Below are 15,133 nucleotides of genomic sequence, written 5' to 3'. Positions count from 1 at the left end.
CCCAGAGGCTGGATAAAAAAATGCCACTCAGGCTTAAGTGAGCGGCATTGCGGCGATGCCGGGCTTTTTCTTGGGTTAAATCGTCGGCTGGTTTACCAGGCCGTCTATCAGCACCTGCGGCGTGCCCTGCGAGCAGCGTTCGATGCGCCCGCGCACGCCGTAGACCCGCGCCAGGCTCTGCGGCGTAATCACCTGATCCGGCGCGCCGTCGGCGATCAGATCGCCATCCTGCAGCATCAGCACGTGGTCGCCGTGGCGCAGTGCGATGTTGATGTCATGCACCACCACCACCGTCACGATATTGCGCTTGCGGGTTTCGCGGCGCACCAAATCCATCACGTGGAACTGATAGTTGAGATCGAGCGCGCTCAGCGGTTCATCCAGCAGCAGCAGCGACGGCTGACGGATCAGCGACTGCGCCAATCCCACCAGCTGTTTCTGGCCGCCGGACAGTTGATCGAGGTAGCTCAGCGCCAGGTGGGCGATGCCCAGCTGTTCCAGCAAGGCCATCACTTCCGCTTCGCTGCCGGCGTTACTGCGGCCGCCCGAAGCGCGCTGCGCCACGATAATCGACTCCAGCACGTGCAGATGCACCCCGGCGGGCAGCGACTGCGGCAGATACACCACTTTCTCCGCCCGACGGGCGAACGGCATCTGCATCAGATCGCCGTCGTCCAGCCACAGCTTGCCCTGCGCCGGGTTCAGCCCGGCCAGCGAGCGCAGCAGCGTCGATTTGCCGCTGCCGTTCGGCCCCAGCAGTACGGTAATTTGCCCGCGCGGCAACATCGGCACCGAGAGATCGTCGATCACCTGGCGCTTCGGGTAGCCCGCCGAGAAGTTTTCTATCCGTAATCCCTGGGTCATACGTTCCCCCGATGGCGCAGAATAATGCTCAGGAAGAACGGCACCCCGACCAGCGACGTGACGATGCCCACCGGAATAATCACCCCAGGCACCAGGTTTTTCGAGGCCACCGAGGCCATCGACAGCACCAGCGCGCCGATCAGCGCACTGGCCGGCAGATAGAAACGGTGATCTTCGCCGAAGATCATGCGGGCGATGTGCGGCGCCACCAGGCCGATAAAGCCGATCGGCCCGACGAACGCCACCGCCAGCGCCGAGAGTATGCTGATGCGCAGCAGCGTGGTCAGCCGCAGGCGGCGCACGTCGATGCCGAAGCTCACCGCCCGGTCTTCGCCCAGGCGCAGCGCGGTCAGTTTCCACGAGCTCATCATCGACAGCGGCAGCAGCACGGCGAACACCCCGAACAGAATGCCCAGCTTGTCCCACGAGGCGCGCGCCAGGCTGCCCATGGTCCAGAACACCAACCCCTGCAGCGTGTCCTCGCTGGCGATGAACTGCATCATCGATACCAGCGCATTGAAGGTAAACACCAGCGCGATGCCGAACAGCACCACGCCGGAGGTGGCGACCCGCGTCCAGCGCGTGATGCCGTCGAGCATCAGCGCGGCGAACAGCGCGAAGATAAAAGCGTTGGCGGAGATGAACCACTGATCGGGAATGCCCGGAATGCCGATGCCGAGCACAATAGCCAGCGCGGCGCCAAAGGCCGCGGCGGAAGACACCCCGAGAGTAAAGGGGCTGGCCAGCGGATTATTCAGGATGGTCTGCATTTCTGCCCCGGCCAGGCCGAGCGCAAAGCCCACCACCACCGCCATCAGCGCGTAAGGCAAGCGGATGTCCCAGACGATCACCCGCGTGCCGGCATCGGCCGCGGCGGGGTCAAGCAGCGTTTGCCATAAGGATGACAACGACAGGCCGGACGGCCCCATGGTGAAATCCAGCAGCAGCGAGCCCAGGATTGCCAGTGCCAACACGCCCATCATCAACAGGCGATGGCGAAGAATATGCTGATAGCGCCCCATCACGCCGGCGTCGGGTTTCCCCTTGGCGTCAGTCATGGGATCGGTGGATACGCTCATTAGTTAAGATACCTGTTGCAACCATCATGACAGCGGCGCGAAAGCGGCCGCCGTGAACCGGAAAGTGTGCGGCAGCAGCCTGCGCACAGCCGTTAACAATAAAACAAACGATAATACTTATCAATCATATCAATAGGTGAAAACGGCGTTGTCTAAATGTAATAATTTGTTTTTTATCGCCATTTTTCAAACCGCCGCGTTCCCCCCCGCCAACGGCCATTAGGTTAATTATTCTGAAAATTATTCCTGATCCGACCAGACTCTGACAAATAACGGCAAAACCACATAGAATCCAAAATCACAGCACCGCGCGTGCAAAAAAACTTCAGGCCGCCGCAAGAGCGGCCTTATTGACGAGGCAGTAATGAGAAGTCCATCTCCGGCGGTAACGCCCAAACGCCCGGCGCTGCTGAACTGGCTGTTATACAGCCCGCTGCAGGCCGATGACGAGCCGTTTCAACGCCAGCTGCGTCTCACGCTGACGCCCTCTCCTCTCACCCCCTGGCTGAATGCCGCAGGGCCGGCCGCGCTGTTGGTGGGGTACGCCTGGCTGGGCCAGCGGCCGCTCGGCATCGGTCTGTTGTTGCTCCTGCTGCTGTTGACCGCCGGGCGAGCCTGGCTGGCGCGCCGGCGTCAACCCGCCTGGCCGGACGCCATGCTGGTGGCGGTGTTGCTGTGGATGCTGCTGGTCGGCGCCAGCGCCGCGCTGGCGATGCTGTCGGGCCGCTTCGTTTTAATCCTGTTCGCCGGCCTCACCATCACCGCCCTGGCCTGCTGGTTGATGCAGCGCCACGCCGCCGCGCCGCGCTTCGCGCTGCTTGAGGTGATCGCGCTGACGCTGCCTTACCTGCTGGCGGCACCGCTGTCGCGCGTGCAAAATCTGTTTGTCCTGGCGGACCTCGCGCCGCTGTGGCTGGTGCTGGCCCATGGCATGATCGCGCGCTACCACCGTCAGCGGGTACAGCACGTCACGCTGGCTTGGGAGAAGCAGCAGGCGTCGCACCGCGATCGCCTGACCGGCTTCCTCAACCGAGCGGGCGGCGAGGTGGTGATGCGCAGCATCTGCCGCCCCGCAGCGGCGCAGACGATCTCGCACCTGTTCATTCTTGAGTTCGGTCCGTTGGCAGCGCTCTACCAAAGCCACGGCGTCCAGATTGGCGATGACGTGCTGCGCACCGTCGGCGAACGCCTCAAGACGCTGATCCGCCCCAGCGACTACGTCTGCCGCTACACCGGCGGCCTGTTTTTGATTCTGGTGCACGATCTGCCCTACGGCGCGGAAAGCGAGTTCCTGGCGCGCATCGTGCCGCCGCTGGAGGCGCCCTACGATTTTGGCGCGTTCGGCGAGGTGAACATGCAGCTCAACGCCGGCATTTTGGCGCTGACGCAGGACTATGCGACGGTGGAAGATTTGATGAGCTCGGCGCAGCAGGCGCTGGCGGAAGCCAAAGGCGGGAAAAAGTAAACTACACGCGGCGGGAACCCCCGCCGCGTCTCACTCTCCGAAAATTACTTCACGTCCATCTTCGGGAATTCCATTTCGCTGTACTTCACGACGCGGGTGCCGCGCGACAGCTTGTAACCAAACCAGATCAGCAGGAACAGCGGAATGCCGATGTAGGTCGCGGTCACGCCGTACCAGTCGATCTTGTCTTGCAGGAAGGCCTGGTAGTTCTGGCCCAGGGTAATGATCAGGCACAGCACGAAGGCGAAGATCGGCCCCAGCGGGAAGAACCCGGAACGGTACGGCAAGTCGTTCAGATCGCGCCCCTGCAGCATGTAACCGCGACGGAAGCGATAGTGGCTGATGGCGATGCCCAACCAGGCGATGAAACCGGTCATGCCCGAGGTATTCAGCAGCCACAGGTAAACCGACTGGTTGCCGAACATCGACGTCAGGAAGCACAGGCCGGCCACCACGCAGGTCGCATACAGCGCGTTACGCGGCACGCCGCCTTTCGACAGCTTGGCGAAAATCCGCGGCGCCTTGCCTTCCGACGCCAGGGTGTACAACATGCGGGTCGATGCGTACATGCCCGAGTTACCGGCCGACAGCACCGCCGTCAGGATCACCGCGTTCATGACCGCCGCCGCCGACAACAGCCCGGCGTGCTGGAACACCAGGGTGAACGGGCTGACGCTGATGTCTTTCACGTCGTTGCGCAGCAGGCTCGGATCGGTGTACGGAATGATCAGGCTGATGATCAGAATGGCGAAGATATAGAACAGCAGGATACGCCAGAACACCTGACGCACTGCGCGCGGGATGTTTTTACCCGGATTCTCCGATTCGCCGGCCGCGATGCCGATGAGCTCAGTGCCCTGGAACGAGAAGCCGACGATCATGGCCACGCCGATCATCGCCGAGAAGCCTCCGGCAAACGGTGCGTCTCCTACCGTCCAGTTCTGCCAGCCGGCGTGCTCGCCGCCCTTCAGAATGCCGACGATCATCAACACGCCGACGGCGATGAAGATAATCACGGTGCTGACCTTGATCAACGCGAACCAGTATTCCGCCTCGCCGAACCCTTTCACCGAAATGTAGTTCAGCAGGAACATCAGGCCGAGGAACAGGGCGCTCCAGATCCAACCTGGGGTGTCCGGGAACCAATAGTTCATCACCAACTGCGAGGCCACCAGGTCAACGGCGATGGTCACCGCCCAGTTGTACCAGTAGTTCCAGCCCAGCGCGAAGCCGAAGCCTTCTTCCACGTATTTGGCGCCGTAAGTGGAGAATGAACCGGAGACCGGCATAAAGGCCGCCAGCTCGCCCAGGCTGGTCATCAGGAAGTACACCATCAAACCGATCAGAGCGTAAGACAACAGCGCCCCGCCGGGGCCTGCCTGAGAAACCGTGGCCCCCGAGGCCACGAACAGGCCGGTGCCGATGGAGCCGCCGATGGCGATCATGGTCAAATGCCGGGCTTTCAGCTCGCGGCGCAATCCGGGTGCTTGCTGCCCCGATGTTTTTATATCCTGCTGAGCCATTCGTACCCTATCTGCTCTTTGAAAAAATGAGGGCGGATTGTAACAAATACCCGCCGGTGAACTAGCAACATTGCACTGATATAAGATAGCTTCATAATTCAGAGGCAATTATTAGCCGCGGCCCTTATGGCCTTACTTACTCTCATTAATGTGAGCGCGCGCAGGTTTTTATGCTTTTTCGGGCCTGCGCGGCAGCAGAGGGTGTGACGCGCTGTCGATTACAGCGCGCAATAGCTGAGAAAACGCTGCAATGCGTTGGAAATGTGCTTTTGCCGATGGCGGATCAGGTACAGGGTGCGCCGCAGCGGCGGCAGCGGTACCGGCAGTTCCACCAGTGCGCCGCTGGCCAACTGTTCCGCTACCACCCGCCGCGACAGGCAGCTGATGCCGATACCGTGCCGCACCGCGTGCTTGATAGCCTCCGAGTTGCCGAGCTCCATCACCAGCTGGAAGTGCGGCAGGTGCGCCAACAGCAGATGATCCAGCACCTCGCGGGTGCCCGAACCGCGCTCGCGCAGGATCCACGAGGCATTGGCCAACGCCTCCAGCGTCGGCGGCTGGCGGGTCAAAGGATTGTTCGGCGCGGCGAACACCACCAGCTCATCCTCCAGCCACGGCTGCGTCACCAGCTCCGGCATATGGCAAGGCCCTTCGATCAGCCCCAGATCGACGCGGAAATCCGCCACCGCCACGATCACGTCCTGGCTGTTGCCAACGTTCAGCTCCAGCGGCGTGGCCGGAAAGTCACGGCGGTAACGGGCGATCATCTCCGGCAGCATGTAGTTGCCGATGGTGCTGCTGGCGGCGATGCGCAACGCCCCGCCGTCATGACGAAACAGCTGCTCGATCTCCCCCGCCTGCTCCAGCAGCGCCAGCGCCTTGGGATACAACAATCGGCCGTGCTCGTTGATCACCAGCCGTTTGCCGACGCGGTCAAACAGCTGCACGCCCAGCTGCCCCTCCAGATCCGCCAGCGCCGCGCTGACCGCCGACTGCGACAGCGCCAGCACCACCGAGGCCTGAGTGGTCGAACCGCTTTTCAGCACTTCGGTGAAGACTTCCAGTTGACGCAACGTGATATGCATAGCCGTCCCGGTATTGAAAAAGGGTTCTGCAAGAGAACCACAAAATGAAGTGGGTAGCCCGGCGAGGCTACCCTGTTTGCGGCCAATTCGGCGCGCTACCTGCCCAAGGCGACCAGCTGCGCCGCCGCGGCCAGCACCGCCTCGCGCGGCGTGCCGGTTTCGTCCCGCTGTATTAATTGCAGCATCGCCACCAGGTGATCGCGATCGACCGCCTTGTTTTCTTCAATCAAACGCCGCACCGCGCGCCCCACTTCTTGATCTATCTGCTCTCTGCGTTGATCGTCGGTATCCATCGCCTGCTCCTGTTCAGTTGGAAAGTTGACGGCGGCTTGCCGCTCCTCCTCACCCTAGCCGCAATGCGGCTTTATGCCAATGCCTGGCTCAATACCACTTATTCAGATAGGTTATAAATATATAATCAATTTCTCTTTTATTCAGCCCAAACGTACTCTTAGCAGCAAGAAACAGACTGAAGGACTGACTTTTATGGCGACTGATACCACTCACACTTATCCCGAGCGACGCTTTCCGCTGTTCGGCCTGCCGCGCCTGGTGCCGGGGCTGGTACTGACCGGCGCGCTCACTGCGCTGGCCGTCTGGGCCGGCGACATTCCCTGGGTGGCGGAGCTGGGGCTGGGAGCGCTGACGCTGGCGATCCTGCTCGGCATTCTGGTGGGCAACACGCTGTACCCCCGCTGGCAAACCGTTTGTCACAGCGGCGTGCAGTTAGCCAAACAGCGCCTGCTGCGTTTGGGGATTATCCTTTACGGCTTCCGGCTGACCTTTCAGCAGATCGCCGACGTGGGCGCCAGCGGCATCATCATCGACGCGCTGACCCTGATCACCACCTTCCTGCTGGCCTGTTGGCTCGGCAAGAAAGTGTTCGGCATCGACAGCCAGACCGCGATACTGATCGGCGCCGGCAGCAGCATTTGCGGCGCGGCGGCGGTAATGGCCACCGAGCCGGTGCTCAAGGCCGATTCCAGCAAAGTGGCGGTAGCGGTCTCGACCGTGGTGGTATTCGGCACCCTGGCTATCTTCGTTTACCCCTGGCTGTATCAGTTGAATGAACACTTCCAGTGGCTGCCGTTCAGCCAGGAAACCTTCGGCATCTACGCCGGTTCCACCATCCACGAAGTGGCTCAGGTGGTCGCCGCCGGGCACGCCATCGGGCCTGACGCCGAAAATGCGGCAGTGATCGCCAAGATGATCCGCGTGATGATGCTGGCGCCGTTCCTGCTGCTGCTGTCGGGCTACATCAGCCGCGGCAGCGCAGGCAAGGCGGAAAAATCTGCCATCACCATTCCGTGGTTTGCCGTGCTGTTTATCGCCGTCGCCGGGCTGAACTCTTTCAACCTGCTGCCGGCCACGCTGGTGCGCCATCTGATCACCGCCGACACCTGGATGCTGGCGATGGCGATGGCGGCACTGGGGCTGACCACTCACATCAGCGCCGTGCGCCAGGCCGGGATGAAACCGATTCTGTTGGCCACGCTGCTGTTCGTCTGGCTGCTGGTCGGCGGCGGCGCGATAAACCAACTGGTGCAACACCTGCTGTAATCCCCCTCGGCGGCCCGCTTCGGCGGGCCGCCGCTTTTCGCCATTCAATCCGCCCGCCATCAATGCCATAATGTCACCGATAACACAGGAGAATGAAGATGAAGTTTGTCGGTGCACATGTCAGCGCGTCAGGCGGCGTGGATCAGGCGGTTACCCGCGCGCACGAATTGGAGGCGACCGCGTTCGCCCTGTTCACCAAAAATCAGCGTCAATGGAAGGCCGCACCGCTGGCCGCCGACGTGATCGATAAGTTCAAGAGCGCATGTGCCCAGTACGGCTTCGGGCCGGGGCAGATCCTGCCGCACGACAGCTACCTGATCAATCTGGGCCACCCGGTGGCCGAAGCATTGGAAAAATCGCGCGAGGCGTTTATCGACGAGCTGCAGCGCTGCGAACAGCTGGGGCTGACGCTGCTGAACTTCCATCCCGGCAGCCACCTGCTGCAAATCGATGAAAACAAGTGCCTGGCGCGCATCGCCGAATCGATCAACATCGCGCTGGATAAAACCGCCGGCGTGACGGCGGTGATCGAGAACACCGCCGGCCAGGGCAGCAACCTGGGCTTCAAATTCGAACACCTGGCGGCGATCATCGACGGCGTGGAAGATAAGAGCCGCGTCGGCGTTTGCATCGACACCTGCCACGCCTTCGCCGCCGGGTACGATCTGCGTACCGAAGAAGAATGCGAGCGCACTTTCAAGCAGTTGGGCGACATCGTCGGCTTCAACTACCTGCGCGGCATGCACCTGAACGACGCCAAGAGCGAGTTCAACAGCCGCGTCGACCGCCACCACAGCCTGGGGGAAGGCAACATCGGCAAAACGGTGTTCAGCTACATCATGCGCGATCCGCGCTTCGACAATATTCCGCTGATTCTGGAAACGGTAAACCCGGATATCTGGGCGGAAGAGATCGCCTGGCTGAAAGCACAGCAGTAACCCTCCCTTGGCCGCTCGCCTATGCGCGAGCGGTTTCCCCCACCGTGTGCTCCGCCGCCAGCATGGCGCTGAACGGACGCAGCGTCTCTTCATCCAGGCCCGCCGCCCTAAACACCGCGGTGGTAAAGCTGACCGGCGCCGAGCCCGGTGCCGTAATGACACGGTCATCCACGACGGCGGCGGCGCTCGTCGCGAAATGGCGCTGCCCGGTGTAGCCCTCAACATGGCGCGTCAAGAACTCGGCAGCGTTGGAAGTATGTGCCCTACCGTTCAACAGGCCGGCCCGCGCCAACGCCAATGTCCCGCCGCAAATGCCCGCCAGGGTTGCGCCGCGTTGAAACTGCTCGTTGAGCAACGCGCTGATATCCGGTGCCCGTTCGGTTTCCCAAAGGGTGCCGCCGACCACCACCAGTACCTCGGGGCGCCAATCCGCCAATTCGGCCACGCCTTTTTCAACCTCTACCGTCAGCCCGCCCTGTGAGCGAAACGTTCCGGCCTGCGGCGCAAAAAACGCCACCTCCAGCCCATAAAACGGGCCGCCAACGCCGGCAATCAGCGCGTATTCCCAATCGGCGAAACCGGATGCCAGTACGATCGCCACTTTTTTAGCCACGGATGAATCTCCTTGAGTCATTTCTTGTTCGCATGAACAAAGTCGCGCCATCAGCTTAGAAAGCGTTGTGACTTTTGGCTAGGGGTAAATCGTGCTAACTGCCTAAGGCACAAACAAAAACGCGCAGCTCGAGGCTGCGCGTTTTGCGTTATCGACGAGCCTTACGCCGCGGCGGTAACCGGTACCTCAGCACGTTTCAGCAGGGCATAAGCTACGCCCGCCAGCAGCGTACCGGCGGCGATCGCCACCAGGTACAGCAACACCGGCGAAATCGCGCCCGGGATCAGCAGCACGAACAGCCCGCCGTGCGGTGCCATCAGTTTGGCGCCGAAGGCCATCGACAGCGCGCCGGTCAGCGCCCCGCCGGCAATGCAGCACGGCAGCACGCGCATCGGGTCGCGGGCGGCGAACGGAATCGCCCCTTCGGTGATGAAGCACAGCCCCAGCACCAACGCCGCCTTGCCGCCTTCCTGTTCGGATTTCGGGAACTTGCGGCGCGCCAGCAGCGTCGCCAGACCCATCGCCAGCGGTGGCACCATGCCCGCCGCCATGATCGCCGCCATCGGCGCATACACCGAGGAACTGAGCAGCGCGACGCCGAACGCGTAGGCCGCTTTGTTCACCGGGCCGCCCATGTCGGTACACATCATGCCGCCGAGGATTGCCCCCAGCAGTACGGCGTTGGCGGTGCCCAGCGATTGCAGCCAATGGGTCAGACCTTCCATGATTTTCGCCACCGGCGTGCCGACCACGTAAATCATGATGAGGCCGGTGATCAAGCTGGCGACCAGCGGAATGATCAGGATTGGCTTCAGCGCTTCCATACTTTGCGGCAGGCGCAGCTTGCCGCTGATCGCCTTGGCGACATAACCCGCCAGGAAGCCGGCGATGATGCCGCCGAGGAACCCGGCGCCGGTGCTCACCGCCAACATGCCGCCGATCAGGCCCGGCGTCAGGCCCGGACGATCCGCGATGGAGAAGGCGATGAAACCGGCCAACACCGGCACCATCAGCGCAAAGGCGGAGCCGCCGCCGATCTGCATCAGCGCCGCCGCCAACGTACCTTTGACTTCAAACGCCTTGATGCCGAACACGAACGACAGCGCGATGCACAGACCGCCGGCCACCACCATCGGTAGCATGTAGGACACGCCGGTCAGCAGGTGGCGATACGGGCCGCTGCCCTCTTTCTTTTTCGCCGCCGGCGCCGCGCTACCGCGCTGCTGCGGCTGGAACACCTCCGCCTCGGCCAGCGCCTTGTCCAGTTCCTGGGCGGTTTTCTTCAGCGCCAGACCGGTGGAAGTACGATACATCGGCTTACCGGCAAACTTGTCCAGATCCACCTCGATGTCCGCCGCGACGATCACCAGATCCGCCGCCGCCACTTCTTCCGGGGTGATGGCATTGCCGGCGCCGACGGAGCCGCGTGTTTCCACTTTCACCCACCAGCCGCGTTTTTTGGCTTCGCTTTCAATGGCTTCGGCCGCCATAAAGGTGTGCGCCACGCCGGTTGGGCAAGCGGTGATCGCCACGATGCGTTTTTGCCCATCGGCTTTCACCGGTGCCGCCGCCTGCGGCGCCTGATAGGTTTCAGCTTCGGCCTTGGCACGCGCCAGAAAAGCGTCCGGTTCCCGCACCGCCTGCTCTACGTCGCCCACATACACCAATTTGCCGTTCAGCCCGGCGTCAGCAGGGGCAGACTGCCCCGCCACCGCCACCAGTTCGGCGTCCTGCAGCGACTCGACCAGCGTCAGGCCGGTTTTGGCCGCGGCAGCCTCCAGCATGCGTTTCGCCAGGTGGCCACGGGCCTGCCCCAGCGAACTGTCTACCATCAGCAGCGTTTTCATTCTGCCTCCTGCTATTGATTGAAAGGTTTCAGATCGACGCGCGCCATCATCGCGGCCAACTGGGGACGATCGGTCACGCCGACGTTGCTCTGGCTGACCGCCAGCGCCGCGACCGCCGTGGCCAGACGCAGGGTATGTTCACTGGATTCGCGCATCAGCAGGCCGTAAATCAGGCCCCCGACCATCGAATCGCCGGCGCCCACGGTGCTGACCACCTCACAGGACGGCGGTTTGGCGATCCAGGCGCCGGACGCGTTAACCCACAGCGCGCCTTCCGCGCCGAGGGAGATCACCACGTGGGCGATGCCCTGTTCGCGCAGCGCATGCGCTGCGTCGACCACGTCCGCCAGCGTCGGCAGCGGGCGGCCGGCCCAGATTTCCAGCTCGCGGCGGTTCGGCTTCACCAGCCACGGCGAGGCCTTCAGCCCGGCGACCAGCGCTTCGCGGCTGCTGTCGAAAATGATGCACGGGCACTTGGCGCGCAGCTGGGTCATCCAGTCGGTAAAGGCATCGGGATCGACGCCGGCCGGCAGGCTGCCGCTCACTGCCACCATGTCGAACTGGCCCAGCCAGCTCAGCGAGTCGCTGACGAAGCGATCCCAGTCCTGCGGCGTCACTTCAAAACCGGAGAAGTTGAAGTCGGTCACTTCACCGTCTTTTTCCGTCAGCTTGACGTTGATGCGGGTGCGGCCCGGCACCACCTGGAAGCGGTTGGCGATCCCCAGATCGCTGAACAGCAGCTGGAAACCGTCCTGATTGTCTTTGCCCAGGAAACCGCCGACGGTGACGTCGATGCCCAAATCCTTCAACACTTTGGCGACGTTGATGCCCTTACCGGCGGCGTGCAGGCCGGCGGTTTTTACCCGGTTGACTTCCCGGCGCTCGATCTGCGGGCAGAAACCCACCAGATCGTACGCCGGGTTCAGGGTGATTGTTGCTACTCTTCTGCTCATGCTGCGCCCTCGCCCAGTCCTTCATTAATCGCTTCGCCAATCGCCTTCAGCGCGGCTTCAGCATCTTCTCCATTGGCGGTAAAGCGCAGGTGATGCCCTTTCTTCACGCCCAGCGCCACCACCTTCATCAGGCTGCGCCCGTTGGCCGGCTTGCCGCTGCCGTCCAGGTTAGTGACGGTGATGTCGCTGTTGAAACTTTTGATCACGTTGACCAACGCCGTGCCCGGCCGCGCGTGCAGACCATGCTCGTTGCGGATCACGAATTCGGCGCTCAGCACGCTGCTCTCCTCGGCCACTTCGCTGGTCAGCAGCGCCAGCACCCCGGCGGCATCCGCTTTCAGCAAGCGTTCAGCTTTGTTGGTCAGCAGCAGGTCGCTGAGGTAGTTGAGCACCGCCAGCGGCTGCGCGTCGGCAACCGACACCGTCAGCAGCAGCGCCACCGGCTCGCCGTCTTCCACGAAAGCCTGCGCCGGGCGGCTGACGGTAGCCGCGCTGGCCAGGTTGCCTTCGACGCTGTCGCTCAGCCAGATGCCTTGCCCCAGGTTCAGCGGCTTGCGGGTGATGACATCGCTGACGAACTGCGCGTTGACCGCGCCGGCCTTTTGCAACCGGCCGGCGTTCAGCGCCTGCAGCGTCATCAGGCTGTCGGCCGCGACATCGAGCGTAATCAGCGAAACGTCGAACTGGAATTCGGCGCTCTGCTGTTCGCCCATCAGCAAGCTGCGCAGCTCTTCCGCGGAGGTGGTTTTCGCCAGCCGCTCCGCCACGCTGTCATCACTCAGCACGTGCGTGAGCTGGCGCAGCAGCGCCAAATGCTCGTCGGAACGGGCGGCGATGCCGATCGCCACATAGGCGGTTTGGCCTTCGCCCCACGCAATGCCCTGCGGGAACTGGAACACCTGCACGCCGGTTTTCAACACCAGATCGCGGGTATCGGTGGTGCCGTGCGGAATGGCGATGCCGTTGCCCAGGTAGGTGGACGTCTGCAGTTCGCGCTGCAACATGCCGTCCACGTAACCCTGGGCGCCGCAGCCGGCGTCGGTCAGGGCGGCGGCCACCTGACGGATGGCCTCCTGCTTACCGGCGGCAGCGGCGCCCAGATGAATGTCTTGCGGTGACAACTGGAACATGATTCTCCTCTCCTGCTGAATTGAATCGTTTCAGCCTCATTGGGAAAAAGGAGCGCTACCCGCTGGCCACAAGCGGCCGGATAACGCTGAAACGTTTCAAGGAGTGTGTAAGCAGCGCAAGGTGAAAGCAAGTTTTCTCCCTTTCGCCATTGCAGATTTTTGAGCTTACGCACACTTTTGCCGGCGCATTGGTCAGCGCCAGGGCAAAATGACATACTGTGCTGAAACTTTGCTGACGGAGAAAAGCATGAACGTAGTGACGGGCGTCGGGGTGATCATCGTCAACCCACAAGGTGAGATTTTGTTGGGCAAACGCTGCGGCTCCCATGCGCCCTTTTGGTCTATCCCCGGCGGGCATCTGGATGCCGGCGAAACCTTCGAGCAGTGCGCCCAGCGCGAAATCGCCGAAGAAACCGGGTTGCTCATCGCTCCGCCGCGCTTCGTTGGCGTCAGCAACAATCTGCAAACCTGGCGCGCCGAAGGCAAACACACGGTGTCCATCTGCCTGCAGGTGGATCACCCCGGTGGCAACGCCGAGCTGAAAGAACCCGAAAAATGCGCCGAGTGGCGCTGGTGCGCGCCGGACGCCCTGCCGGAACCGCATTTCGAAGCCAGCCTCACCGCCATCCACCTGTGGTTGAGCGGCCAGGCCTATCTGCCCACGGCCTGACCCATCGCGAGCGCGTGCTGCGCTCGCTTTCCCTGCTGCACCGCCCCACCGCTATATAATTTAGAACATAACGCTATTTTTTGCGATATACGCCATTTTTTTGACTACGGATAACCCTATGGGGTTAACCCTCTTCTATTATTACCCCTGCAATCGACGTGGCATTCTGACCTTCGGTCGGTGGCCTTTTGGCAAGATTTTATTTTAAATTCATAATTATAAGCGGGTTTACCATGAGCAAAAAACTGACTGGCTTTGAAAAAAAGCGCCGGTGGGGATGGCTATGGCTTTTGCTGCTGGGGATTATCCTCGGCGCGGCGCTGTTGGCCGGGACCGCCACCGTATTCCATAAAACCAGCGATACCGCCTTCTGCGTTTCCTGCCACACCATGCAACAACCGCTGGCCGAATATCAGGGCAGCGTCCACTTCCAGAACACCAAAGGCATCCGCGCCGAGTGCGCCGACTGCCACGTCCCCCATCAGCCGATCGATTACCTGTGGACCAAAATCCGCGCGGTGAAAGACATTTACGGCGAAATGGTCGGCACCATCGACACTCCGGAAAAATACGAAGCGCACAAGCTGGCGATGGCGCAGTCGGTCTGGAAGACGCTGAAAGAGAACGACTCGGCCACCTGCCGCTCCTGCCACAGCTACGACGCCATGGAGATCACCGCCCAGCGCCCTGAGGCGCGCCTGCAGCACCCGGTGGCGATCAAACAGGGCGAGACCTGCATCGACTGCCATAAGGGCGTGGCCCACATCCTGCCGGACATGAGCGGCGAAACCCAGGCCGGCGCCGCCGAGCTGGCGAAGGCCGCGGCGTTGACCGCCCCGGACGCCACCACCCTCTACACCATCGCCACCGAGCCGTTCTTCCTCAGCGCGGACGACAGCCATAACGCCGGCAACCTGATGCCATCCACCGAAGTGCAGGTGGTGAAGCAGGAGGGCGACAAGGTGCTGGCCACCGTGAGCGGCTGGCAGCAGGACGGGGTCAGCGAAGTGTTCTACGCCGCGCAGGGCAAACGCATCCTCAGCGTGCTGCTGGGTGAAGACGCGCGCAAACAGCTGAAGACCGCATCCACCCAGACCGATGCGGAAACCGGTCTGGTCTGGCATCAGGTCTCTTTGCAAGTGTGGTTGCCGCGTAAACAGTTGATCGACGACCAGCAAAAAATCTGGCGTTACGCCGCGGACATGATGTCGGCCAACTGTACCGGCTGCCACGGGCTGACCGCGCTCGATCGCTTCAACGCCAACCAATGGATCGGCGTCATCAAAGGCATGGCGCCGCGCACCTCGCTGACGCAGGAACAGCTGCGCGTGCTGACACAATACGTACAAAAACACGCCAGCGACATGCCACCTGCCGCACCGGCCAAGCTTTAAGGGAGAAGCGCA

Annotated in this window: 14 protein-coding genes; 5 read left to right on the top strand and 9 right to left on the bottom strand. The window is 62.1% G+C overall.

Translation table 11 applies throughout. The annotated features are described in order from the left end of the window. Positions 1-75: 75 nt before the first annotated feature. Both FUU19_RS19865 and FUU19_RS19860 read right to left on the bottom strand, forming a co-directional pair. Positions 76-864: an ABC transporter ATP-binding protein gene (locus FUU19_RS19865; protein ID WP_141967719.1), complete on the bottom strand. Its 789-nt coding sequence runs from the start codon at positions 862-864 to the stop codon at positions 76-78. Next, positions 861-1,943 carry a FecCD family ABC transporter permease gene (locus tag FUU19_RS19860; protein ID WP_230490696.1) on the bottom strand — a complete coding sequence of 361 codons (1,083 nt, stop codon included), beginning with the start codon at positions 1,941-1,943 and terminating at the stop codon, positions 861-863. The genes FUU19_RS19865 and FUU19_RS19860 overlap by 4 nt, the downstream gene beginning before the upstream one ends. 364 nt (positions 1,944-2,307) lie before the next feature. Between FUU19_RS19860 and FUU19_RS19855 the strand changes: the two genes are divergently transcribed. Further along, positions 2,308-3,408, top strand: coding sequence for a GGDEF domain-containing protein (locus FUU19_RS19855; RefSeq protein WP_230490695.1), 1,101 nt, complete (start codon positions 2,308-2,310; stop codon positions 3,406-3,408). 44 nt (positions 3,409-3,452) lie between these two features. On the opposite strand, the gene FUU19_RS19850 is transcribed toward FUU19_RS19855, so the two are convergent. The 3 genes from FUU19_RS19850 to FUU19_RS19840 form a co-directional block, all read right to left on the bottom strand. Then, complete coding sequence (locus FUU19_RS19850) at positions 3,453-4,931, bottom strand: amino acid permease (protein ID WP_063989303.1); 1,479 nt, start codon at positions 4,929-4,931, stop codon at positions 3,453-3,455. 218 nt (positions 4,932-5,149) lie between these two features. After that, entirely contained in the window at positions 5,150-6,016 is an 867-nt protein-coding gene (gene yieE / locus FUU19_RS19845) for a DNA-binding transcriptional regulator YeiE (protein ID WP_230490694.1), read from the bottom strand. Positions 6,017-6,111: 95 nt separating this feature from the next. Continuing rightward, a complete protein-coding gene (locus FUU19_RS19840) occupies positions 6,112-6,309 on the bottom strand; it encodes a hypothetical protein (protein ID WP_025303537.1) in 198 nt (65 codons plus the stop codon). Between the two features lie 193 nt (positions 6,310-6,502). Between FUU19_RS19840 and FUU19_RS19835 the strand changes: the two genes are divergently transcribed. After that, entirely contained in the window at positions 6,503-7,576 is a 1,074-nt protein-coding gene (locus tag FUU19_RS19835) for a YeiH family protein (RefSeq protein ID WP_025303538.1), read from the top strand. Positions 7,577-7,674: 98 nt separating this feature from the next. Further along, complete coding sequence (gene nfo / locus FUU19_RS19830; protein ID WP_230490693.1) at positions 7,675-8,514, top strand: deoxyribonuclease IV; 840 nt, start codon at positions 7,675-7,677, stop codon at positions 8,512-8,514. 19 nt (positions 8,515-8,533) lie between these two features. Here nfo and FUU19_RS19825 read toward each other — a convergent pair whose 3' ends face one another. From FUU19_RS19825 to fruB, 4 genes are all read right to left on the bottom strand, one after another. After that, positions 8,534-9,127: a DJ-1/PfpI family protein gene (locus tag FUU19_RS19825; RefSeq protein WP_202669867.1), complete on the bottom strand. Its 594-nt coding sequence runs from the start codon at positions 9,125-9,127 to the stop codon at positions 8,534-8,536. A 161-nt stretch (positions 9,128-9,288) separates the two neighbouring features. Further along, positions 9,289-10,974 carry a PTS fructose transporter subunit IIBC gene (gene fruA, locus FUU19_RS19820; RefSeq protein WP_230490692.1) on the bottom strand — a complete coding sequence of 562 codons (1,686 nt, stop codon included), beginning with the start codon at positions 10,972-10,974 and terminating at the stop codon, positions 9,289-9,291. A gap of 11 nt (positions 10,975-10,985) precedes the next feature. Then, positions 10,986-11,927 (bottom strand): 1-phosphofructokinase, encoded by a 942-nt coding sequence (gene fruK / locus FUU19_RS19815; RefSeq protein ID WP_230507326.1) that lies wholly within the window; start codon positions 11,925-11,927, stop codon positions 10,986-10,988. Beyond that, positions 11,924-13,057: a fused PTS fructose transporter subunit IIA/HPr protein gene (gene fruB, locus FUU19_RS19810; RefSeq protein ID WP_230507324.1), complete on the bottom strand. Its 1,134-nt coding sequence runs from the start codon at positions 13,055-13,057 to the stop codon at positions 11,924-11,926. The genes fruK and fruB overlap by 4 nt, the downstream gene beginning before the upstream one ends. Positions 13,058-13,304: 247 nt before the next feature. On the opposite strand from fruB, the gene FUU19_RS19805 reads away from it, so the two are divergent. Together FUU19_RS19805 and FUU19_RS19800 are read left to right on the top strand one after the other, a co-directional pair. Next, positions 13,305-13,727: a nucleotide triphosphate diphosphatase NUDT15 gene (locus FUU19_RS19805; RefSeq protein ID WP_230490691.1), complete on the top strand. Its 423-nt coding sequence runs from the start codon at positions 13,305-13,307 to the stop codon at positions 13,725-13,727. A gap of 233 nt (positions 13,728-13,960) precedes the next feature. Beyond that, a complete protein-coding gene (locus FUU19_RS19800; protein ID WP_141967705.1) occupies positions 13,961-15,121 on the top strand; it encodes a NapC/NirT family cytochrome c in 1,161 nt (386 codons plus the stop codon). The last annotated feature ends 12 nt before the right edge of the window (positions 15,122-15,133 follow it).

It is taken from the genome of Serratia montpellierensis (genome assembly GCF_020858655.1).
GTDB lineage: Bacteria > Pseudomonadota > Gammaproteobacteria > Enterobacterales > Enterobacteriaceae > Serratia > Serratia montpellierensis.
Note: the sequence above shows the minus strand (reverse complement) of the source record. Positions and strands in the feature narration are given on the sequence as shown.

Coding starts and splice junctions, on each gene's coding strand:
- FUU19_RS19860 (WP_230490696.1), bottom strand. CDS start 1,943: ATGAGCGTATCCACCGATCCCATGACTGACGCCAAGGGGAAACCCGAC.
- FUU19_RS19805 (WP_230490691.1), top strand. CDS start 13,305: ATGAACGTAGTGACGGGCGTCGGGGTGATCATCGTCAACCCACAAGGT.
- FUU19_RS19840 (WP_025303537.1), bottom strand. CDS start 6,309: ATGGATACCGACGATCAACGCAGAGAGCAGATAGATCAAGAAGTGGGG.
- FUU19_RS19855 (WP_230490695.1), top strand. CDS start 2,308: ATGAGAAGTCCATCTCCGGCGGTAACGCCCAAACGCCCGGCGCTGCTG.
- fruB (WP_230507324.1), bottom strand. CDS start 13,057: ATGTTCCAGTTGTCACCGCAAGACATTCATCTGGGCGCCGCTGCCGCC.
- FUU19_RS19865 (WP_141967719.1), bottom strand. CDS start 864: ATGACCCAGGGATTACGGATAGAAAACTTCTCGGCGGGCTACCCGAAG.
- FUU19_RS19850 (WP_063989303.1), bottom strand. CDS start 4,931: ATGGCTCAGCAGGATATAAAAACATCGGGGCAGCAAGCACCCGGATTG.
- fruA (WP_230490692.1), bottom strand. CDS start 10,974: ATGAAAACGCTGCTGATGGTAGACAGTTCGCTGGGGCAGGCCCGTGGC.
- FUU19_RS19835 (WP_025303538.1), top strand. CDS start 6,503: ATGGCGACTGATACCACTCACACTTATCCCGAGCGACGCTTTCCGCTG.
- nfo (WP_230490693.1), top strand. CDS start 7,675: ATGAAGTTTGTCGGTGCACATGTCAGCGCGTCAGGCGGCGTGGATCAG.
- yieE (WP_230490694.1), bottom strand. CDS start 6,016: ATGCATATCACGTTGCGTCAACTGGAAGTCTTCACCGAAGTGCTGAAA.
- FUU19_RS19800 (WP_141967705.1), top strand. CDS start 13,961: ATGAGCAAAAAACTGACTGGCTTTGAAAAAAAGCGCCGGTGGGGATGG.
- fruK (WP_230507326.1), bottom strand. CDS start 11,927: ATGAGCAGAAGAGTAGCAACAATCACCCTGAACCCGGCGTACGATCTG.